At 67.2% G+C, this 20,110-nt stretch carries 21 protein-coding genes and 1 pseudogene; 7 read left to right on the forward strand and 15 right to left on the reverse strand.

Annotation, left to right across the window (positions count from 1 at the left end):
• The 8 genes from JOZ00_RS24845 to JOZ00_RS24880 all read right to left on the reverse strand — a co-directional run.
• Window positions 1-282, reverse strand: a 282-nt coding sequence (locus tag JOZ00_RS24845) for an L-histidine N(alpha)-methyltransferase (RefSeq protein ID WP_293349515.1), incomplete at its 3' end; no start/stop codon positions are given.
• Window positions 279-992, reverse strand: a complete 714-nt coding sequence (gene egtC / locus JOZ00_RS24850; protein ID WP_293349519.1) for an ergothioneine biosynthesis protein EgtC — start codon at window positions 990-992, stop codon at window positions 279-281. The genes egtC and JOZ00_RS24845, both read right to left, overlap by 4 nt.
• Window positions 992-2,308 carry an ergothioneine biosynthesis protein EgtB gene (gene egtB / locus JOZ00_RS24855; RefSeq protein ID WP_293349591.1) on the reverse strand — a complete coding sequence of 439 codons (1,317 nt, stop codon included), beginning with the start codon at window positions 2,306-2,308 and terminating at the stop codon, window positions 992-994. The genes egtC and egtB overlap by 1 nt, the downstream gene beginning before the upstream one ends.
• A 44-nt stretch (window positions 2,309-2,352) precedes the next feature.
• Window positions 2,353-3,654: an ergothioneine biosynthesis glutamate--cysteine ligase EgtA gene (gene egtA, locus JOZ00_RS24860; protein WP_293349522.1), complete on the reverse strand. Its 1,302-nt coding sequence runs from the start codon at window positions 3,652-3,654 to the stop codon at window positions 2,353-2,355.
• A 169-nt stretch (window positions 3,655-3,823) separates the two neighbouring features.
• Window positions 3,824-4,474 carry a sensor domain-containing protein gene (locus tag JOZ00_RS24865; RefSeq protein WP_293349594.1) on the reverse strand — a complete coding sequence of 217 codons (651 nt, stop codon included), beginning with the start codon at window positions 4,472-4,474 and terminating at the stop codon, window positions 3,824-3,826.
• Between the two features lie 39 nt (window positions 4,475-4,513).
• Entirely contained in the window at window positions 4,514-5,962 is a 1,449-nt protein-coding gene (locus JOZ00_RS24870; protein WP_293349525.1) for a catalase, read from the reverse strand.
• A gap of 119 nt (window positions 5,963-6,081) precedes the next feature.
• Window positions 6,082-6,639: a hypothetical protein gene (locus JOZ00_RS24875; RefSeq protein WP_293349528.1), complete on the reverse strand. Its 558-nt coding sequence runs from the start codon at window positions 6,637-6,639 to the stop codon at window positions 6,082-6,084.
• Window positions 6,640-6,802: 163 nt separating this feature from the next.
• Entirely contained in the window at window positions 6,803-7,246 is a 444-nt protein-coding gene (locus JOZ00_RS24880) for a hypothetical protein (protein ID WP_293349597.1), read from the reverse strand.
• 277 nt (window positions 7,247-7,523) lie between these two features.
• On the opposite strand from JOZ00_RS24880, the gene JOZ00_RS24885 reads away from it, so the two are divergent.
• Window positions 7,524-7,871 carry a hypothetical protein gene (locus tag JOZ00_RS24885; protein WP_293349531.1) on the forward strand — a complete coding sequence of 116 codons (348 nt, stop codon included), beginning with the start codon at window positions 7,524-7,526 and terminating at the stop codon, window positions 7,869-7,871.
• Window positions 7,872-8,108: 237 nt separating this feature from the next.
• Here JOZ00_RS24885 and JOZ00_RS24890 read toward each other — a convergent pair.
• The 4 genes and pseudogenes from JOZ00_RS24890 to JOZ00_RS24905 form a co-directional block, all read right to left on the reverse strand.
• Window positions 8,109-8,309: pseudogene (locus JOZ00_RS24890) on the reverse strand (ANTAR domain-containing protein); the annotation flags it as partial.
• 244 nt (window positions 8,310-8,553) lie between these two features.
• Entirely contained in the window at window positions 8,554-9,705 is a 1,152-nt protein-coding gene (locus JOZ00_RS24895) for a DUF4185 domain-containing protein (RefSeq protein ID WP_293349534.1), read from the reverse strand.
• Window positions 9,706-9,712: 7 nt separating this feature from the next.
• Window positions 9,713-10,747: an aspartate-semialdehyde dehydrogenase gene (locus JOZ00_RS24900; RefSeq protein WP_293349537.1), complete on the reverse strand. Its 1,035-nt coding sequence runs from the start codon at window positions 10,745-10,747 to the stop codon at window positions 9,713-9,715.
• On the reverse strand, window positions 10,748-12,013 hold the full coding sequence (locus tag JOZ00_RS24905) for an aspartate kinase (RefSeq protein ID WP_293349540.1): 1,266 nt from the start codon (window positions 12,011-12,013) through the stop codon (window positions 10,748-10,750).
• Window positions 12,014-12,276: 263 nt separating this feature from the next.
• On the opposite strand from JOZ00_RS24905, the gene leuA reads away from it, so the two are divergent.
• The gene (gene leuA, locus JOZ00_RS24910; protein ID WP_293349600.1) at window positions 12,277-14,082 is read left to right on the forward strand and encodes a 2-isopropylmalate synthase; all 1,806 of its coding nucleotides are present in this window, start codon (window positions 12,277-12,279) and stop codon (window positions 14,080-14,082) included.
• Here leuA and JOZ00_RS24915 read toward each other — a convergent pair.
• Entirely contained in the window at window positions 14,060-14,560 is a 501-nt protein-coding gene (locus JOZ00_RS24915) for a MarR family transcriptional regulator (RefSeq protein WP_293349543.1), read from the reverse strand. The genes leuA and JOZ00_RS24915 overlap by 23 nt on opposite strands.
• 135 nt (window positions 14,561-14,695) lie before the next feature.
• Here JOZ00_RS24915 and JOZ00_RS24920 point away from each other — a divergent pair, with 135 nt between their 5' ends.
• The gene (locus JOZ00_RS24920) at window positions 14,696-15,640 is read left to right on the forward strand and encodes an NADP-dependent oxidoreductase (RefSeq protein ID WP_293349546.1); all 945 of its coding nucleotides are present in this window, start codon (window positions 14,696-14,698) and stop codon (window positions 15,638-15,640) included.
• 67 nt (window positions 15,641-15,707) lie between these two features.
• Here JOZ00_RS24920 and JOZ00_RS24925 read toward each other — a convergent pair whose 3' ends face one another.
• Window positions 15,708-15,863, reverse strand: coding sequence for a DUF6131 family protein (locus JOZ00_RS24925; RefSeq protein ID WP_293349549.1), 156 nt, complete (start codon window positions 15,861-15,863; stop codon window positions 15,708-15,710).
• An 89-nt stretch (window positions 15,864-15,952) separates the two neighbouring features.
• On the opposite strand from JOZ00_RS24925, the gene JOZ00_RS24930 reads away from it, so the two are divergent.
• Window positions 15,953-16,624: a response regulator transcription factor gene (locus tag JOZ00_RS24930; protein ID WP_293349552.1), complete on the forward strand. Its 672-nt coding sequence runs from the start codon at window positions 15,953-15,955 to the stop codon at window positions 16,622-16,624.
• Here the strand turns inward: JOZ00_RS24930 and JOZ00_RS24935 are convergent.
• Entirely contained in the window at window positions 16,621-17,610 is a 990-nt protein-coding gene (locus JOZ00_RS24935) for a DEDDh family exonuclease (RefSeq protein ID WP_293349555.1), read from the reverse strand. The genes JOZ00_RS24930 and JOZ00_RS24935 overlap by 4 nt on opposite strands.
• A 134-nt stretch (window positions 17,611-17,744) precedes the next feature.
• Between JOZ00_RS24935 and JOZ00_RS24940 the strand changes: the two genes are divergently transcribed.
• From JOZ00_RS24940 to JOZ00_RS24950, 3 genes are read left to right on the forward strand one after another with little or no spacing between them, the layout of a single operon-like run.
• Window positions 17,745-18,974 carry a Mur ligase family protein gene (locus JOZ00_RS24940; protein WP_293349558.1) on the forward strand — a complete coding sequence of 410 codons (1,230 nt, stop codon included), beginning with the start codon at window positions 17,745-17,747 and terminating at the stop codon, window positions 18,972-18,974.
• Window positions 18,967-19,671 (forward strand): type 1 glutamine amidotransferase, encoded by a 705-nt coding sequence (locus tag JOZ00_RS24945; protein WP_293349561.1) that lies wholly within the window; start codon window positions 18,967-18,969, stop codon window positions 19,669-19,671. The genes JOZ00_RS24940 and JOZ00_RS24945 overlap by 8 nt, the downstream gene beginning before the upstream one ends.
• Before the next feature lie 2 nt (window positions 19,672-19,673).
• Window positions 19,674-20,105: a hypothetical protein gene (locus tag JOZ00_RS24950; protein WP_293349564.1), complete on the forward strand. Its 432-nt coding sequence runs from the start codon at window positions 19,674-19,676 to the stop codon at window positions 20,103-20,105.
• Window positions 20,106-20,110: the final 5 nt, after the last annotated feature.

Consider the following 20,110-nt stretch of genomic DNA (forward strand, 5'->3'; position numbering starts at 1 on the left):
CCTGGTCTTCTCCGACGTTCCGGCGCCCAGTTCGACAAGGGTGTCCGCCTCGCTCGCGGAGGCGATCTCGGCCGAGCAGTCCCGCAAGATCTGGGCTTCGGCGCGGGTCGGATAGTACTCGGGCAGCCGGGTGATCTGGTCGAACAGATCGCTGCCGACGGAGTCGTAGAACCATTTGGGCGGCAACGACTTCGGCGTCTGCTGCAGGCCTTCGGACACGTCACGGCGCAACGCGTGGTACGTCGAGTCGGCGGCGAGGTGGTTGGACAGCGACAGCGTCATCGAGATCCTTTCGGGTGATACAGCGGCGTCAGCGTGACGCCCGTCGCGGTGACTTCGACGAGGTGGCGGTCCGGCACGTCCTCCCAGTCCGCGTCGTTGTCGTACGGCTCGCTGGCCAACACCACACCGTCGGGACGTCGCAAGATGGACAGCGTGTCGCCCCAGACCGTCGCCAGCATCCGAGAACCGTTGGCGGCCACTATGTTCAGCCGGGCATTCGGGTCGGCCTCGCCTATCTCGGTGATGGTCTCACCCAGCGCGTCGAGGCCCCGCGCGAAAATGGTCGTGGCGAGTATCGCGCTGTCGCAGACGGATTCGGCCAGGGTCGTGGTCGGCAACACGGCGCGGTCGACGACTCCGTTGTGCGACAACAACCATTGACCATCGGTGAACGGCGCCGTCGCGCTGATCTCGATCGGCATGCCGACGGTGGCCGAGCGCACGGCGGCCACCACGCAGTGACTGCGCAGCGCGGGCGCGACGGAGTCGAACGACACGTCGCCCCACAGCGGCGCTGGACTACGCCAGCGGCGCGGGGTTCCGCCCTCGGCAGGGCCGTCGAAAAACCCGACGCCCCAACCGTCGGCGTTCATCAACCCGTGCTTTTGCCGACGCGGCGCATACGACTGCACGCGCAGGCTATGGGGCGGATCCAGCATCAGCGAGGCAACGCTGACGTCGGCCCCCAGCCAGCCGAGGTGACGGCACATCAGGTATTGCCCGCGGCGTCGGGCACATCCCAGGCCAACCGAACGCCGGAGAAGATCTGACGACGGATGGGGTGGTCCCAGTTGCGGAAACTGGGTCGCAGGATGGCCGATTCGACGGCCCACGAGCCGCCGCGCAGCACCCGGTAGTCGCCGTCGAAGAACGGCTCGGAGTACCGCTCGTAGATCATCGGGACGAAGCCGGGCCACGGTCGCAGCGGGGAGTTGGTCCACTCCCAGACGTCGCCGAGCATCTGCTCGACCCCGTATGCCGACGCGCCCCCGGGGTACGCGCCGACGGGCGCCGGGCGCAGCGCGGTACCGCCGAGGTTGGCCACCAGCTCGGACGGCTCCTGCTCTCCCCAGGGATAGCGGCGTCGGCTGCTGGTCACCGGATCCCACGCGCAGGCCTTCTCCCATTCGGCTTCGGTGGGCAGCCGCGCGCCGGCCCAGGCCGCATACGCCTCGGCCTCGAAGTAGGTGACGTGCTGCACCGGTTCGTCGGCGGGAATGTCTTCGACGTGGCCGAACCGGACGCGGGTCCGCGCGTCGGAACTCCAGAACTGCGGACCCGTCAGGCCCGCGCTTTCCCGATGATCCCAGCCGCGCTGCGACCACCAGCGCGGCTGACGGTAGCCGCCGTCGGCGACGAACTGCTGCCACTCGCCGTTGGTGACCGGCACCCGACCGATCCGGAAGGCCGGCAGGTCGACGACGTGGGCCGGACGCTCGTTGTCCAGTGAATAGGGTTCGCTCACCGCGTCGACGCCCAGCACGAACGGGCCGGCGGGCACCAGCACCGACGTGCCGGCCAGCTCCGGCCGGCCCTTCGGCAGCACCGCGGTGTCGCCCAGCAGGGGCGCGCCGTTGCGCAGGTTCAAAGCCTGCAGCATGGTTTCGTCGTGCTGGTTCTCGTGGCTGACGACCATCGCGTACACGAAGGCCGCTTCGTCACCTGCCGGGTCGTCGGGCAACGCGTCGAGCGCGTCGAGCACGGCCGAGCGCACGGTCCGGCAGTAGGCCCGCGCCTTATCCGGGGACAGCAACGGCAGGTCGACGCGGCTGGCGCGGGAGTGAACGAACGCGTCGTAGAGTCCCTCGACGGCCTGCGGCAACATCCCGGGCCGGGCCGGATCGCCGCCGCGCAACAGCCACAGCTCTTCCTGCTGACCGATGTGCGCCAGGTCCCACAGCAGGGGGCTCATCAACGGGTCGTACTGCCGGTACAGCTCGTCATCGTCGAAGTCGACCAGCCGCAACGTCCGTGTCCGCGCCCGCGCCAAACCGTCGGCAAGACCCTCGCGACATGACGACCGCAAGCGCGGCGCAGCCGGGCGCAGCGGGTCGGAATCGTCAGGAAAAGTCACAGCCCGCCTTGCGCCAGTCGCGCCACGGTGGGCGCGATACCGTGCTCGATCACTTCGTCGGCGAAATCGTCGCCGGGGCAACGTCCCTGCTCGACACTGCGGACCAGGCGTTGCATCGATTCGCCGATTTCGGCGGGTGCCCTTTCGGCGGCGACGGCCACACACTTGTTCGCCGCGGTGAACAGCCTCCGGTCGCGCAGACCCGCCCGGGCCGCGACGTCCCAGGCGGTGGCCACGGGTTCGACGGCCTCGGCCGCGATGTCGGCGGCGACCGGGTCGTCGAGCAGGGCCACCAGCGTGAAGACCACGGCGGGCCAGAACGCGTCCGGCACGCTGTCCAGGTAGCGGATTTCCAGCCACTGCCTCGGCCGCACCGGCGGGAACAGCGTCGTCAGGTGGTATTCCAGATCGGCGACCGTCGGCCGCCGGTCGCCGAGCAGCACCCGCCCGTCCACCCAGTCCGCGAAGGGCACCCAGTGCGTGACCGCCTCGGCGTCCGGCTTGTGCACCAACATCACCGGCGCTTTGAGCGCGTAGCGTGCCCAGTCCGTGCCCGGATCATCGCCGCTGGCGCCGAGGATGGGACCGCAGCGCGCCGAATCCATCTGGCCCCACACCCGTTGGCGGGAGGACACCCAGCCGGTGAACTCGCCGCCCAGCATCGGGGAATTGGCGGTCATCGCGATCATGGTGGGCCCCAGCGCGTGCGCCAGGAGCACCCGCGCCGCCCAGCCGTCCCGCGGGCCGGCGTCCACATTGACCTGAACCGAGGCCGTCGACGTCATCATCGCCGAGCCCGCTTCCCCGGAGCCGCTGGTGGCGAAGAACTGTTCCATGGCGCGGTAGCGCGCGCCCGGGTTGATGCGCTTGGGCGGCCGCAGTGGATCCGCACCCAGGAAGACCAGGCCCAGCCCGGCGTCGGCAAACGCCGACCGCAGCACGGCCTGGTCCCGATGCATCAGATCGATGGCGGGAACCACGCCGTCGGCCGGCGGCCCGGACAGCTCCACGGCACCACCCGGTTCGACGGTGATCCTGCTGCCGCCCGGCAAAGCCGGCAGCCGATCGATGACCCCGGCGATCTCGTCCCAGCCGGGCCGGCGATGCGGGTCGGCCGGGTCGTGGCAGTGGGCCTCGAGCTCTAGGCCAACCCGGCCGAGCGGGGCGTCCACCAGGCAGCCATCGGCGATGTACTGTGCGACGGCCGCGGAGTCGGCCATGTCGGCATTGATCTCAGGAACGGCGGTAGCGGCGTCTTCCAATTGCGAGGCCGCAGAGGAGATCGGAGCGAACGTCATATCACGATCCCTTCGGGCCCGGACAAGCTTGAACACGTGCTTGCGGACCGCATGCGTGCGCAGGTAATGGAACGATAACCGTCACCACTTCATCTAGCAGACGCCACCGACATATTCCGGTGGCCGCCCGATTCGGGTGCACGGGAAGCACGGTTACCCACTCCCTACGTTATTGACCCAGCGCGTTCTGCATCGCCCCAGCTAGCACGTTCACCGCGGGTCCCGCGTTGCCGGATTGACACACTTTGGCCTGTAGCAACACGTTTTCACGCAGCCTGGTTTGATCGAAACACCGCCGATCGGTGCCCGCCTCCTGCTTGGTCCAGTTCGCGTCGGCCGGCCCGGGCGGACCGCCGTCGAACGACCACGTCTGCGTGCTGCCGTTGTCCAGGTGGACCGCGGTGGTCTGTCCCGAACAACCCACGGTCCGGTCTACCACCCGGTGGTAGGCACGGTCGGCGGCGTCGTTGCTGGCGAACACTCCGACCGCCTGCTTGACGAAGTGGGTCTGGTCGGTGGCCGACGTCTGGGTGACGGCGCCGTTGAACGACGCCAGGTCCGGGTCGTTGTACACCTCGGGCAGCCCGATGTCCGCCCAGTTGTTGCACACCGGCAGGTCCACCCACTCGCCCTGGCCCGGTTGGGTGAACACCGAGTCCCATCCCATCGGTCCGCCGACGATGTTGCCGACCGACCCCTTACCGAGGACGGCGTAGCTCACCACGCCCGGTTCCGACGGGTGCGCGCCCGCAACCGGGGTTGCGAGGTTGCCCCCGAGGGCCAGACCGAGGGTGACACCGGCGATCCGCGCAACCCGCATGGTCATTCCAGCGATCATGCCAGGCCGCCGACCGAGCGGTTAGCCCCCGTTACTGCGCAAGCCCTCCTCGACCTTCTTGCCGAGATCGGGGTCGACGTTGCGCCAGTACTCGAACACCCGTGACAGCACCGGCTCCTTGACGCCCTTGGAGACGTGACCAATGATGTTGTGCGCCAGGCGATCTCGGGCAGCGTCGTCGAGGACTTCGCGAACCATGGTGCCGGCCTGGCCCCAGTCGTCGTCCTCGGCGTGCAGCGTGTACGCGGCGCGGACCATGTCGCCGTCGGCGTGCCAGCGGATCTCGGCGGCGCGCGCCGGGTCGGCGTGCGGCCCACCGTAGGAGTTGGGCGCGTAAACGGGATCTGAAACATTCTTGATCCGCATGGCGCCGTCCTTCGAGTAGCTGTTCACCTCGACCTTCGGCTCGTTGACGGGGATCTGCCGATAGTTGGCCCCGAGCCTGGCACGGTGCGCATCGGAGTAGGAGAAGCCGCGGGCCTGCAGCATCTTGTCCGGGCTCAACCCGGTGCCGGGCACGGTGTTGTTGGGCTCGAACGCGGCCTGCTCGATCTCGGTGTGATAGTCGGTGACGTTGCGGTTGAGCGTCATCTTGCCGACGTCGACCAGCGGATAGTCGCTGTGCGGCCACACCTTGGTGAGGTCGAACGGGTTGAACCGGTAGTTGCGGGCCTCCTCGTACGGCATGATCTGCATCTTCAGGGTCCAGCTGGGGTGATCGCCACGCTCGATCGCGTCGTAGAGGTCGCGCTGGTGGTAATCGCCGTCCTCGCCCGCCAGCTGATCCGCGTCCTCCTGGGTCAGGAAATCGATGCCCTGATCGGTGATGAAGTGGTACTTCACCCAGAAGATCTCGCCGCCGGCGTTGATCCAGCTGTACGTGTGGCTGCTGTAGCCGTTCATGTTGCGCCAGGTCTTGGGAATCCCGCGGTCGCCCATCAACCAGGTCACCTGGTGTGCGGACTCCGGCGACAGGCTCCAGAAGTCCCATTGCATGTTGTGGTCGCGCAGATTCGTTGCCTGCATGCGCTTTTGGGACCGGATGAAGTGCTGGAACTTCAGGGGGTCGCGCATGAAGAAGACCGGCGTGTTGTTGCCGACCATGTCGAAGTTGCCTTCGCTGGTGTAGAACTTCAGCGCGAAGCCGCGCGGGTCACGCCAGGTATCTGGGCTGCCCCGCTCGCCGGCGACGGTGGAGAACCTCGCCAGCATGTCGGTCTTGGTGCCGGGCTGAAAGACCGCGGCCCTGGTGTATTGGCTGACGTCGTTCGTGACCTCGAAGGTGCCGAAGGCCCCGCCGCCCTTCGCGTGCGGCTGGCGTTCCGGGATGCGTTCCCGGTTGAACTGGGCCATCTGCTCGATCAGGTAGTGATCCTGCAGCAGGATTGGGCCGTCGGGACCGATCGTCAAGGACTGTTCGTCGCTTGGCGCAGCGATGCCGGCGTCGGTGGTGGTGAAACGCTCCGTCATTTCGCTATCTCCTCGTTAATTGGGCTGATTGCAACGAGATTCGAGTGAGAGCCGTTCTGAGTCCCTTCCACGCCAGCCACTTTCATGAACCTGACGTGCATCCTCAGGCCGAATTCTCGCTATGGACGCGGGGCCGGTGGGCGAGGGGAGGGGCTGATGGCACCGCTCGGCGGCTGCCCAGGCCCGCTCAGGCCGGGCCCGCCGGAGGTGGGCCCGCCGGGGCCACCCGGACCGCCCGGACCACCGGGAACGAATCCGGGGCCGCTCGGCCCGCCACCCGGTCCGCCGAAGCCCCACGGCCCGTTGTCGGGCCCGGGGGCACCCGGCCCGTACTGCCACGGCGGCGGTCCAGGGGGACCTCCGGGACCGTACTGCCACGCACCGGGGCCACCGCCCGGCCCGCCGGGGGGACCTCCGGGAGGACCGCCGGGACCTCCGGGTTTGAACATCGTGCCGTGGTGATGGTGGCAGTACTCATGCCCGAATATGAAGGCACCGGCGAAGAAAACCGTCGAGATGATGAACACGATCCCCGCGACGATCACCACCCACGCGGCCGCCGTGTAGAGCCGCGGTGGCTTCACCTGATGGCCCGGGGGCAGAGGCGGCGGCACCGCCGGAGAGGCCACGGCGGGAGTGGTGGTCGGCTCAGCTTTCGGTTCGGGTGTCTCGGTCATGCCTTGAATAGTGCCCCGGCACACCAATTCCTTAACAGGTGTACAGCACTAAATTGCTGTGAATCGAGATGCGGCGGTTATCTACGTCGTTCAAAAACGGGTAGCCCGGCGCTCCTCGTGAGCGCCGGGCTACTGGCTGTTGAATGTGGTCAGCCGAGAGGTCTTACCTCGTCAGCACGATGACCGCTGGGGCTCCTCCCGTGGCACCAGGTGTGATTGCAGCAGAACGGAACACCGAGGGCGGAAGCAGGCCCGGGGCCATGCTGGGACGCACGCCCGAAGGAGCGCCCGGCGTGGTGCTGGGGGTGTTGCTCTGTCCACCCTGGCCACCCTGGCCACCAGGCCCGCCCGGACCGAACTGTCCCGGACCACCGGGGCCGCCCGGGCCGCGGTGCGGGTGCATCCACGCCGCGGGGTGCTTGTGGTGGTGGTGATGGCCGCCGTGATGGCCCAAGGCCATCCCGGTGAAGAAGATGACGGAGATGATGAAGACGATTCCCGCGACGATGGCGACCCATGCCGCGGCAAGGAAGACCCGAGGGGTCCGGTATAGCGCTGCTGCCTCTCCAGCAGCAGACGCCGGTGCAGTTGCGGTGGAGTGCCGCACGGTGGGGGTTTCAGATGTTTCACTCATGAGACAAATGATGAAGGCGTTAACAATAGTTGCGGCTATGCGCTACTTATGTAGCAGCTATGAGCCGAAAACCCCGCCCTAGCTGGCGAAACGCCCGGGTCGAGCACTCGTCGAGCTTGACTGGGTTCGGCGAACCCGCCTCTCGGCGGCGCATCGCGACATACCAGCACGGTTAGACGCGATCGACGACATTAAACCTTCTTGAGTCAGGCGGCTCCACAAGCAGTCGGTATGGCTCTAGCGTTGCCATATGTCGCAATCACCAGGAGACCGGGCCGCCGAAAGAGCCGAAGAACTCATCCAACGGCACGCGGAGCTGGAAGACGACCGTTCTATCACCGAAGCTGACGTCCAACGTGCCGCCGAGCGCGCCGAAGAGGCCCATGAACGTGCCGAAAAAGCGCACCGCTCCGCGGCGCGTGCACACGATCAATCAGCGGAGATACACGACCGTGCCGCCGACTTCCATGACGAGGCGCAAGCCGGCCACGTCGGCGACGACGCCGCACATCGCCAAGCCGCCCAGGAGCACCGCGACGCCGCGCGCCGCGACCGCATAGCAAGCCGAGAGAACGTAAAGAGCGCGGAAGAGGAATAAGGGTTTTCGTCCGATGCTCCGCCGATGCCGGCGTCAGCGGCTCCGGTTTTCTACAGGCGCCCCCGGTAGCTGCTTTATAACTACCGAGGGCTAAGCGGCGCGGGGTTGCCGGCCACCCTCGCGCGCCTTGATTCCAGCCCTACCCCAACGCCGAACGCTGAAACACCAAACTCGCTGCCCTGTGCGATGATTCGCTGGGATCCCCGACTGTAATCGGATGATCCGCCGCGGCTGCACCTACATGCTTGGGTGGTCGATTTCGATGACCTTTTGGGCAATGACCGCGACCGGCGTGTTGGATTGCTGTGACAGATTCTTCAACAGCCCGAATGCCGCCGCCGCGTCGATGTCGAAGCGTTCCATGAGCATGCCCTTGGCCTGGCCGATGATGTCACGAGTTTCGAGGGCGCGGCGTAGCTGCTCGATTTCCCGGACCATCGCATCGAAACGGTCCTGCTCCGCGAGCGAATTCGCGCCCCTGAGCGCCTCACCGTCTGGGAGGGCTGGCGATAAGACTGCCGACTGCGCCATACACCGGTCGGCCACCTGCGTAATGCGCCGATTCCTGGACATTGTTGGGGTGTACCCGTTCTGCCGCCAATTGAGACTGCAAATGCCTGGTCAGGCGATGTTGCTTTGCTGCGGACGCACTGCGGGCGGAACGCTGGAAAATGGGCTCTGATCAGGGCTTGAACGGGTTGACGGCGAACTGAATCACCCGGTACGGCGCGCTCACCCTGGCGCGGGTGTCCCATTGGCTGACGAAAATACGCAGCTCATCGAGGGTGGAGCCGGGCGAGATGTAGCCGCCGTACGGTTGCGCGAGCCGGTTGTCGTATGGGGGCGGCAGGCTTTCCGCGGGTTCCGGCCACTCGTCGTGCTGCACGACCGTGGTGACCGGCGCGTCGCCCAGCCCGGTCGGGTCGTCGGCGACCCGAACCTCCATGTTGCCGTTGGCGGCGTTGAAGTAGGACAGCACGCTCTTGCCGTCGATCTGCCTGACGCACATCTCGCCAACCGCCTCGGGCCACAGCGCTGTCGGCGGCTTGTTCCAGCCGCCGTTCGGCCCGGCGGCCCAGCCCTGCCATCGCGATCGGTCGGTAAAGTTTTGCGGCGCAACGCGATACAGCACCACCGGCTGGCTGCGGGTGAAACTGTTTGCCACGATGTACACCCATCCGCTCTGCGAGTCGGCGGTCGGGATGGGGTCGTAGTAGCCGCTGATCTGCGTCTGCGAGCCGCCTTGAAAGGAGCCCTCGCGTTTAGACCCCGGGACAGTCTGCCACCCGGCGTGCGCCGGTTCGGCCGTCACCAACCGCGAGGTCTGTGGTTTAAGGTCCTTCGTCGTCGTCACCATCAGGTAGTTGCGCCGGTTGATCTGCACCACGCCTGCCGGCAGTTGCGAATCCCCCGCCGGTGCCGGGTCGGCCAGCAGCGGTTTGCTGATCCCCGTCACGCCGGTGTAGCGGACCCCGGCGGGATCGTCGACCGACGCCGAGTCGACGTGCAGCGCGACCGGCGAGTACCAGCCGCCGAATCCCACTCCCTGCCCGGCGAAGCTGTCACCGCAGACCTGCAGCAGTTCGGTTGAGAATTCCAGGAATTCGCACAGATCCGTGGCGCCAATGCCGTAATCCTTTGTGGGCGTTCCAGTTCCGGCGGTCGGTCCGATACGCATCACCTGACCTGGCGCCAGCGGCGCCAGGACGGGCCCGGGAGCCGGGGCCGGCGGATCGGCGCGCGCGACCCAAACAGATTGTGAGACAACCAAACACACTGCCGATGCGGCCAGCAGCGAGCACCATGCGGTCGAGCGAGTGTGCGCGGTGCTCACCCGCGGGTCACAGCTGGGCGGCCAGCAGCTCGGCGATCTGGATGGTGTTCAGCGCCGCCCCCTTGCGCAGGTTGTCCCCCGAGATGAACAGGGCCAGGCCGCGCCCCTCCGGCACGCCCGGGTCCTGCCGGATGCGACCGACCAGTGAGTCGTCGACGCCGGCCGCGGCCAGCGGGGTCGGCACGTCGACCAGCTTGACCCCGGGTGCGCGGTCGAGCAACTCCCGGGCGCGCCCGGGCGACAGGGGTCGCGCGAACTCGGCGTTGATCGACAGCGAGTGCCCCGTGAACACCGGCACCCGCACGCAGGTGCCGCTCACCAGCAGCTCGGGGATGCCCAGGATCTTGCGGCTCTCGTACCGCAGCTTCTGGTCCTCGTCGGTCTCGCCGGAACCGTCGTCCACCAGCGACCCGGCCAGCGGCAGCACGTTGAACGCGATGGGCGCGACGTAGGTCTTCGGCTTCGGGAACTCCACCGCGCCGCCGTCGTGCACCAGTTGTTCGGCGTCGTCGATGACGGCGCGCGCCTGGGCGGCCAGCTCGTCCACCCCGGCCAGCCCGCTGCCGGACACCGCCTGATAGCTGGACACCACCAGGCGCGTGAGCTCCGCTTCGTCGTGCAGCACCTTGAGCACCGGCATGGCGGCCATCGTGGTGCAGTTCGGGTTGGCGATGATGCCCTTCGGCCGGTTGGCGGCGTCACGGGAGAAGTTGACCTCGGACACCACTAAGGGCACATCCGGGTCTTTGCGCCACGCCGACGAGTTGTCGATCACCGTCACCCCGGACGCGGCGAACCGCGGCGCCTGCACCAGCGACATCGTCTTGCCGGCGGAGAACAGCGCGATGTCCAGACCCGTCGGGTCAGCCGTCGCGGCGTCCTCGACCTCGATCTCCTGACCGCGGAATTCCAGCTTGCGACCCTGCGAGCGCGACGACGCGAAGAACCGCACCGAGGTCGCCGGGAAGTCACGCTCGTCGAGCAACCTGCGCATCACTTGGCCGACCTGGCCCGTGGCGCCTACAACTCCAATGGCAACCATCTATCTACCCGTCCCCGCGTACACCGTCGCCGACTCCTCGCCGCCGAGCCCGAACGCCTCGTGCAACGCAACGACGGCCTTGTCTAGTTCGGTGTCGCGGCACAGCACCGAGATGCGGATCTCGGAGGTGGAGATGAGCTCGATGTTGACGCCCACCTGGGCCAGGGCCTCACAGAAGGTGGCCGTGACCCCGGGGTGGCTGCGCATGCCGGCCCCGATCAGCGACACCTTGCCGATGTGGTCGTCGTAGAGCAGCTGACTGAACCCGATCTCCTCCTTGAGCGCATCCAGCTTGGACACCGCGGTGGGCCCGCTGTCACGCGAGCAGGTGAAGGTGATGTCGGTCTTGCCGTCCTCGACCTTGGAGACGTTCTGCAACACCATGTCGATGTTCACGTCGGCGTCGGCGAGCGCCCGGAAGACGCGCGCGGCGTATCCGGGGATGTCGGGAATGCCGACGACGGTCACCTTGGCCTCGCTGCGATCGTGCGCGACTCCGGTCAGGATGGGGTCTTCCATTGATACGTCCTTGATCGATCCGACGACGACGGTGCCTGGTTTCTCCGAATACGAGGATCGGACATGCACCGGGATGTTGTAGCGGCGGGCATATTCCACGCAGCGCAGCATCAATACCTTGGCGCCGCAGGCCGCCATCTCGAGCATCTCTTCGAAGGTGACGGTGTCGAGCTTGCGGGCGTTGTGCACGATCCGCGGGTCGGCGCTGAAGATGCCGTCCACGTCCGTGTAGATCTCGCAGACGTCGGCGCGAAGCGCGGCGGCCAAAGCCACCGCGGTGGTGTCCGAGCCCCCGCGGCCGAGGGTGGTGACGTCGCGGGTGTCCTGGCTGACGCCCTGAAACCCGGCCACCAACACGACGCGACCCTCGTCGAGCGCGGCCTGCAGCCGTCCCGGCGTGACGTCGATGATCTTGGCGTTGCCGTGCGTGCCGGTGGTGATCACGCCGGCCTGCGAACCGGTGAAGGAGCGAGCCTGCGCACCCAGCGACTCGATCGCCATCGCCACCAGCGCGTTGGAGATCCGCTCACCGGCGGTCAGCAGCATGTCGAGTTCGCGCGGCGGTGGGGCCGGGCATACCTGTTGGGCCAGGTCCATCAGGTCGTCGGTGGTGTCACCCATCGCGGAGACGACGACGACGACGTCGTTCCCCTGCTTCTTGGCAGCGACGATGCGCTCGGCAACACGGCGGATTCGATCGGCGTCGGCCACCGAGGATCCGCCGTACTTCTGGACGACGAGCGCCACGTTTGTCTTCCTTTTCAGTCCGCCTAAGTCCACAACAGAATACGTGCCTGCGCATGTCGGTTTTCGTCGTGCTGGCGAGGCCGACAGCCTGCGATTTGATGCGGTTCGCGGGGATTTTATCCACGGCGTAAATCACGGTAGAGTGCACAACGTGCAGCGGGTGCTCCTCCTCGGACGCCGCGACGGGGTCTGATCCAGACCGGCTTCCCGTCGCGGGTGTTCGCGATGTGCCGGTCTGAGGTCCCCCACAGCCCCCCGGAGTGATTACCGTGACTACTAATCCCGACGTTTTTACATCAGCGCAAACGATCAACAAACCCGCAGGCCCGCCCGCCCCCGGCCAACCCGCGTGGAATCCCCAGCGCGGTTCGTCGATGCCGTTCAACCGGTATCGGTCGTTCGCCGAAGAAGTCGAGCCGATCCGGGTTCCCGACCGCACCTGGCCCGACCGGGTCATCGCTCAGGCGCCACTGTGGTGCGCGGTGGACCTGCGCGACGGCAACCAGGCGCTGATCGACCCGATGAGCCCGGCCCGCAAGCGCCGCATGTTCGACCTCTTGGTCCGCATGGGCTACAAGGAGATCGAGGTCGGATTCCCGTCGGCCAGCCAGACCGACTTCGACTTCGTCCGCGAGATCATCACCGAGGGCGCGATTCCCGACGACGTGACGATCCAGGTGCTGACCCAGTGCCGGCCCGAGCTGATCGAGCGGACGTTTTTGGCCTGCGAGGGTGTGCACCGCGCGATCGTGCACTTCTACAACTCGACCTCAATCCTGCAGCGCCGCGTGGTTTTTCGCGCCGACCGGGACGCGGTCCAAGCCATCGCGACCGAGGGTGCCCGCAAGTGCATCCAGGAGGCCGCCAAGTACCCCGGCACGCAGTGGCGGTTCGAGTATTCGCCGGAGTCCTACACCGGGACCGAGCTCGAGTACGCCCGTGACGTGTGCAATGCCGTCGCTGAGATCATTCGTCCGACGCCGGACAACCCGATCATCTTCAACCTGCCTGCGACCGTCGAGATGGCAACGCCCAACGTCTACGCCGACTCGATCGAGTGGATGAGCCGCAACCTGGCCAACCGGGAGTCCGTCATCCTGAGCCTGCATCCGCACAACGACCGCGGAACCGCCGTTGCCGCAGCCGAATTGGGCTTCGCCGCCGGCGCCGACCGGATAGAGGGCTGCCTGTTCGGCAACGGGGAGCGCACCGGGAACGTGTGCCTGGTGACGTTGGGGCTCAACCTGTTCTCCCGTGGCGTGGACCCGCAGATCGACTTCTCCAACATCGACGAGATCCGTCGCACGGTGGAGTACTGCAACCAGCTGCCGGTGCCCGAGCGTCATCCGTACGGCGGCGACCTGGTGTACACCGCGTTCTCCGGTAGCCATCAGGACGCCATCAACAAGGGGCTGGACGCAATGAAGGTCGACGCGGACGCGGCGGAGACCGACGTCGAGGACATGCTCTGGCAGGTGCCCTACCTGCCCATCGACCCGCGCGACGTCGGACGCACCTACGAGGCGGTGATCCGGGTCAACTCGCAGTCCGGCAAGGGCGGCGTGGCCTACATCATGAAGGCTGACCACGGCCTGGCGCTGCCGCGGCGGGTGCAGATCGAGTTCTCCAGGGCGATTCAGCAGATCACCGAGGGTGAGGGCGGGGAAGTCTCACCCAAGGAGATGTGGGACGTGTTCTCCGAGGAGTACCTGGCCCCGGTGCTGCCGCTGGAACGGATCAAGCAGCGCGTCGACGCCTCGGAGGAAGACGGCGGGGCGACCAACATCACCGCGACCGTCAAGATCAACGGCGTGGACACCGAGGTCAAGGGAACCGGCAATGGTCCGCTCGCCGCGTTCGTCCACGCGCTGGGCAGCGTCGGGTTCGACGTGGCCGTCCTGGACTACTCGGAGCACGCGATGAGCTCCGGCGACGACGCCCAGGCGGCGGCTTACGTGGAGGCTTCGGTGGCCGGGAAGGTCGTCTGGGGCGTGGGCATCGCGCCGTCGATCACCATCGCATCGCTGCGCGCGGTCGTCTCGGCGGTCAACCGGGCGTCCCGCCGCTAGGGCGCTTGCGCGGCGCAGCCGAGCGCGGCGGACGGGCACGCATGTGGTCGCGGGCGCGAACCATGATGTCGCCGAGGGTGTGGACATCTTGGTCCGACAGCGAGTCGAACAGCAGGCTGCGTACGACCTCGATATGGCCGGGCAGCACCTTGGCGAGACGGACTCGACCCGCTTCCGTGATGTCGACGACGGTGGCTCGCTGATCATGGGGACTGGCATCGCGGGTGATGAGTCCCGCCTTTTCCAGCAGACCGGCTTGGTGGGTCAGGCCGCTGCGGCTGTAGACCACGCCGTCGGCCAGATCGGTCATCGTGAGTTGGCCGTCGGCGTCGGCAAGATGCGCCAAGATCTCGAACTGTACGTAGCTGAGACCGCCCTCTGCCTGTAGTTGCTGTCGCACGGCGTATTGCAGCAGGCTCGTCGCCTCGGTGAGGGCGAAGTACGTGCGCATTTGCTCAGGCCTGAGGGCTTCGACCATGCCGCAATCTTACTGCTTCGATATCGAAGCATTGCGACAACAATCACAGCAGCTCGTGGAATTACTTCGAGTTCGAAGCAAGTTACTTGGTGAGTAACTGCTTCAATCTCGAAGCACATAGGAGTGGAGGAAATCATGAAGGCTGTGCTTTACCGGCGATACGGCAGCAGCGAGGTGCTGGAGTACACGGAGGTCCCGCGGCCGACAACGGGCGCCGGACAGGTCCTGGTGAAGGTCGCCGGGACGTCGTTCAACCCGGTCGATGCGGGCATCCGCGGCGGATACCTGTCCGAGGAGTTCGCGATCACCTTCCCGCACGTGCCGGGCATCGATGTCGCAGGCACAATCGCCGAGCTCGGAAACGGCGTGTCGGGCTGGAAGGTCGGCGACGCCGTCCTGGCATTGCTGCCGATGGACGCCGACGGTGCCGCCGCCGAATACGTGCTCGCACCGGCCGAGGTGCTGGCCGCGGCGCCGCGGTCGGTTCCACTGGCCGATTCGGCTGCGCTGCCGGTAGTCGGATTGACCGCGTGGCAGGCGCTGTTCGAGATCGCCGGCCTGACGGCCGGGCAGACGGTCCTGATCAACGGTGCGTCAGGCGCGGTCGGCGGCTACGCAGTTCAGCTGGCCAAGCACGCCGGCGCCGTCGTTACCGCGACCGCAAAGCCGCGTGACGCCGACCGTCTGCGCGACTACGGCGCCGACCGAATCATCGACTACATCGACTACGCGCACTCACCGGTCGATGTCGACAACGCACCTTTTGACGTGGTGCTCAACCTGGTGAGCACCACAGCCGCGGAGACCGAGGCCCTCGTCGGTGTAGTCGCCGACGAGGGCTTCTATGTGGGCACCATGACGTCGGGGCCCGAGAATCCCGGCCGGGGAGTGCGCACGCAACGCATCTTCGTCCGTAGCGATGCCGCGCAGTTGGCCGACCTCACAAGCCGCGTCGACGCCGGACAACTACGCATCAACGTTGCCGACCGCCGCCCGCTGAGTGAGGCCGCCGACGTGCACGATGCCGCGGACACCGGCCGACTGCCCGGCAAAACCATACTCTTCCCGTTTGATGAATAGCGCTTAGCCACAACGGTATTCATCGAGAAGAGCCTTCCCGTCGGCCTGGTCCGGCGGGAAGGTGCCATCAGTACCAGTGCCGGCGACCGCCGACCGCGCGCCCCATGTTGCCCAGAACCGCGAGGATGGCACCGATGACGACCAGGATGATTCCGATGGTCCACAGAATGGAGATCTTGAAGAGGAACCCCAGGACGAGCAGGATGATTCCGAGAACGATCATGAAGAGCCTTCCTTTTCAGAGGTGACTGGTTCAGTTGACCACCCTTAAGGGGGGTAGCAATACACCCCTTGGTAGGTAATGTTCCCACCATGCCGCCGCTCAATCCTCGCGCCCCGATCACGGTCGCGCTAGTCGACGACTACGACGTCGTCGTGAAGGGTGTGGCCAACATGCTCGAGCCCTACCGCGACCGGGTCGTGATTGCAGAACTCGACTCCACGATGCCAGTCAAAGACTCGGTCGACATCGTCTTGTACGACTCCTTCGCTCAGCCCGAATCCGACCACGAAGAGATCGGTGTGCTCGTCGCCAACCCGCACGCACATCGAGTTGTGGTGTACACGTGGAACTTCCATCCCGACCTCCTCGAGAGCGCGCGCCGGCACGGTGCCGACGGGTACCTATCGAAAACCCTGCCCGCACGCGATCTCGTCGCCGCGTTGGAAGCGGTGCATTCGGGGGAGGTGGTCATCAGCCAGGCCGGTGGCCGCGCACGTGCCGCGCCCGGGCAGGACTGGCCCGGCCGCTCCGAAGGACTCAGCGACCGCGAAGCGGAAATCCTGGCATTGATCACCCAGGGCAAAAGCAACGCCGACGTCGCACGGCTCACCTACTTGAGCCCTAACACCGTGAAGTCCTACATACGAACGATTTACCGAAAGGTAGGCGCCACCAGCCGCACCCAGGCCGTGTTATGGGGTGTCAAGCACGGATTCACGCCCGACCATAACCGCATCGATCATTGGCGCGGCGGGCCCTAGAACAGCGCTAATTGCTGGTCAAGCTCGGTCGCGTCGATGAATTCCTCCATGCCGGCGCCGCCGATAACGGCGCGGACACCGTCCATGAACGCCGCGTCGGACATCACCGGCACCCCCAATTTTTGAGCCAGGAAGCCCTTCCCCTGCTCGGGGGTGGGGTCGTTGCAGACGACCAGCGACGTTTCCTTGTCGACGGCATCGCTGTAGGCCAGCCCGGCGTGCAGGATGCGTTCGACGAGTTCCTCGTGGGTGCGGGCGACCTCGGCGGCTAACGCCACGCGCATCCCTTGGACCAGCGGCCTGCCCCCGACATAGGGCCCCGGGTTGAGATACGGGCACGGCATCCGGGAAGCCAGCACTTTCAGCGGCCGCAGCTCGTCGTGGGTGACCCGGCCGTTCGGCCAGCGCCGCCGCGTCACCGGATGCACGGGCAACCAGATGTCACGCTCGCGTGCGCGATTCAGCGCCGACGCCAGCACGCCGGTCAACACCATGGCGTCGTCGAAGGCGTCGTGCGGCCGTTCCTGGGTCACGCCCCAGTGCGCCGCGAGCGTCTCCAGACGCAGGTTGTCGATGCCGAGGTCGAGGCGGCGGGCCAGCTCGACCGTGCACATGACACTGTCGACGGGCAGTTCGGCGCCGGCGAGCTCGGCCTCCGCGGCGAGGAACGCGTAGTCGAACGCGACGTTGTGGGCCACCAGAGTGCGGCCGCGCACCACCTCGACCACGTCACCGACGATGTCGGCGAACTGAGGTTGGTCCTCCAGCATTGCGGCGGTCAGGCCGTGCACGTGGGTAGGACCGGGGTCGACGCCCGGGTTGAGCAGGCTGACGACGGATTGCTCGACGCGGCCGTCGGCGGCGAGTCCGAGTACGGCGAGGCTGATGACCCGCGCCTGACCCGGCCGAAAACCCGAGGTCTCCACGTCGATGACGGCCCAGCCCGCGTCCGGCTCGGTGGCCGGCCGACCCCAGGTGTCGCTCATGGCTTGAGGATGGCACGACCGGCCGACACCAGACGAGCACTGCGCGCCGTGTCGTCCGCTGTAAATCCATGAGGCCGACCCGCTGCGCCCGGCGCAGGACGCCGCGCTGGCGATCGTCCTAATAAACTGCGCGGGTGGTTACCACCCGTGCACGCCTGGCCCTCGCCGCGGGAACGAGCGCACGCTGGGCATCGCGGGTCACCGGACGCGGAGCCGGGGCGATGATCGGCGGCCTGATCGCGATGACGCTGGACCGCTCCGTCCTGCGTCAGCTCGCGACCGGGCGGCGCACGGTCGTCATCACCGGAACCAACGGCAAGTCGACCACCACGCGAATGACCGCGGCGGCGCTCGGCACGCTGGGGCCGGTGGCCACCAACGCCGAGGGCGCCAACATGGACGCCGGCCTGGTCGCCGCGCTGGCCGCAAACCGTCAGGCGACGCTGGCGGCCCTGGAAGTCGACGAGATGCACGTGCCACACGTGGCCGACGCGGTGCAACCCGGCGTCATCGTCCTGCTCAACCTGTCGCGCGACCAGCTGGACCGAGTCGGCGAGATCAACGTCATCGAACGTGCGCTGCGGGCCGGGCTGGCCCAGCACCCCAACGCGATCGTCGTCGCCAATTGCGACGACGTCCTGATGACCTCGGCGGCTTACGACAGCCCGAACGCGGTGTGGGTGGCGGCGGGTGGTTCCTGGGCGAACGACTCGGTCAGCTGTCCGCGCACCGGCGAGGTCATCGTCCGCGACAGCGGCCATTGGTATTCCACCGGCGCCGACTTCAAGCGGCCCAGCCCGCAGTGGTGGTTCGATGACGACACGCTGCACGGGCCCGACGGGCTGGCGCTGCCGATGCACCTGGCGCTGCCGGGCGCGGTGAATCGGGGCAACGCCGCCCAGGCGGTGGCCGCCGCGGTCGCCCTCGGCGCCGACCCAGTGCGTGCGGTCGCGGCCGTCTCTGCGGTCGACGAGGTCGCCGGCCGCTACCGGACCGTCCGGATCGGCGCGCACGAGGCGCGGATCCTGCTGGCCAAGAACCCGGCCGGCTGGCAGGAGGCGCTGTCGATGGTCGACAAGCACGCTTCCGGGGTGGTCATCTCCGTCAACGGACAGGTGCCCGACGGGGAGGACCTGTCGTGGCTGTGGGATGTGCGCTTCGAACACTTCGAGGAAACCGCGGTGGTGGCCGCCGGCGAACGCGGCACCGACCTGGCGGTGCGGCTGGGATACGCGGGCGTCGAGCACACGTTGGTGCACGACACCATGGCCGCTATCGCGTCGTGCCCGCCCGGGCGCGTCGAGGTCGTCGCCAACTACACCGCGTTCCTTCAACTGCAACGAGCGTTTGCCCGACATGACTGACTCGACGGTACGGATCGGGATGGTGCTGCCCGACGTGATGGGCACCTATGGGGACGGCGGCAACGCCGTGGTGCTGCGGCAGCGTCTTCGGATGCGCGGAATCGCCGCCGAGATCGTCGAGATCACACTCGCCGACCCGGTGCCCGAGTCGCTGGACCTCTACACGTTGGGCGGGGCGGAGGACTACGCGCAGCGGCTGGCCACCAGGCACCTGATCCGGTATCCGGGTCTGCAGCGCGCGGCGGAGCTGGGCGCGCCCGTGCTGGCGATCTGCGCGGCCGTCCAGGTGCTCGGGCACTGGTATGAGACGTCGTCCGGGGAGCGGGTCGACGGTGTGGGCATGCTCGACGCGACCACCTCGCCGCAGGAAGCACGCACCATCGGCGAGCTGGTGACCAAGCCGCTGCTGGGCTTGACCCACCGCCTCACCGGCTTCGAAAACCACCGCGGCGGAACCGTATTGGGGCCCGCGGCCTCGCCGTTGGGTGCCGTGGCCAAGGGCGCGGGCAACCGGGCCGGCGACGGCTTCGACGGCGCGGTGCAGGGGTCCGTCGTCGCCACCTACATGCACGGTCCGTGCCTGGCCCGCAACCCGGAGCTGGCCGACCTCCTGCTGAGCAAGGTGGTGGGTGAGCTGGCTCCGCTGGAGCTGCCCGAGGTGGAGTTGCTGCGTCGCGAACGACTGGCGGCGCGCTAGCCGTGCGGATCGGTCCGAGACTGGCTGCCGGCGCCGCGCTGATCGCGGCGTTCGGCACGACGTCGACACCGGCGCACGCCGGCACGGAAGTGCCGACCGGCCGGTACAACGTGCTCTACCAGGACAACAACAAGTCAACCGTTTGGCTTTTCGTCCCGTGCGGATCGGACTGCGCCCTGGCCACATCGCAAGATGGCGGGAATTTCGTCATCAGCTGGGAATTCGACCTCGCCAATGGACGATGGACACACAGCGGCACGGCCCAGGCGCCGTGCGGTAACGGCGCTTCGGTCTCGGAGGCACCGGTGACCGTCAACTACAGCTTCGACGCCGTGACGCTGGCCGGCGAAGCCCGGACGACGGCCTCGCCGGACGCGTGCAGCGGAGAGCCGGGCAAGACCTTTACGCGGTCATTCCAATTGAGCAAGGCCTGACGGAC

Origin of the sequence: Mycobacterium sp., from assembly GCF_019243155.1 — a bacterium.
Classification (GTDB): Bacteria; Actinomycetota; Actinomycetes; order Mycobacteriales; family Mycobacteriaceae; genus Mycobacterium.

Coding starts and splice junctions, on each gene's coding strand:
- JOZ00_RS24870 (WP_293349525.1), bottom strand. CDS start 5,962: ATGACGGAGCGTTTCACCACCACCGACGCCGGCATCGCTGCGCCAAGC.
- JOZ00_RS24945 (WP_293349561.1), top strand. CDS start 18,967: ATGACTGACTCGACGGTACGGATCGGGATGGTGCTGCCCGACGTGATG.
- JOZ00_RS24865 (WP_293349594.1), bottom strand. CDS start 4,474: ATGCGGGTTGCGCGGATCGCCGGTGTCACCCTCGGTCTGGCCCTCGGG.
- JOZ00_RS24930 (WP_293349552.1), top strand. CDS start 15,953: ATGCCGCCGCTCAATCCTCGCGCCCCGATCACGGTCGCGCTAGTCGAC.
- egtC (WP_293349519.1), bottom strand. CDS start 992: ATGTGCCGTCACCTCGGCTGGCTGGGGGCCGACGTCAGCGTTGCCTCG.
- JOZ00_RS24915 (WP_293349543.1), bottom strand. CDS start 14,560: ATGGTCGAAGCCCTCAGGCCTGAGCAAATGCGCACGTACTTCGCCCTC.
- JOZ00_RS24885 (WP_293349531.1), top strand. CDS start 7,524: ATGTCGCAATCACCAGGAGACCGGGCCGCCGAAAGAGCCGAAGAACTC.
- JOZ00_RS24925 (WP_293349549.1), bottom strand. CDS start 15,863: ATGATCGTTCTCGGAATCATCCTGCTCGTCCTGGGGTTCCTCTTCAAG.
- JOZ00_RS24935 (WP_293349555.1), bottom strand. CDS start 17,610: ATGAGCGACACCTGGGGTCGGCCGGCCACCGAGCCGGACGCGGGCTGG.
- JOZ00_RS24875 (WP_293349528.1), bottom strand. CDS start 6,639: ATGACCGAGACACCCGAACCGAAAGCTGAGCCGACCACCACTCCCGCC.
- JOZ00_RS24900 (WP_293349537.1), bottom strand. CDS start 10,747: ATGGTTGCCATTGGAGTTGTAGGCGCCACGGGCCAGGTCGGCCAAGTG.
- egtA (WP_293349522.1), bottom strand. CDS start 3,654: ATGACGTTCGCTCCGATCTCCTCTGCGGCCTCGCAATTGGAAGACGCC.
- JOZ00_RS24920 (WP_293349546.1), top strand. CDS start 14,696: ATGAAGGCTGTGCTTTACCGGCGATACGGCAGCAGCGAGGTGCTGGAG.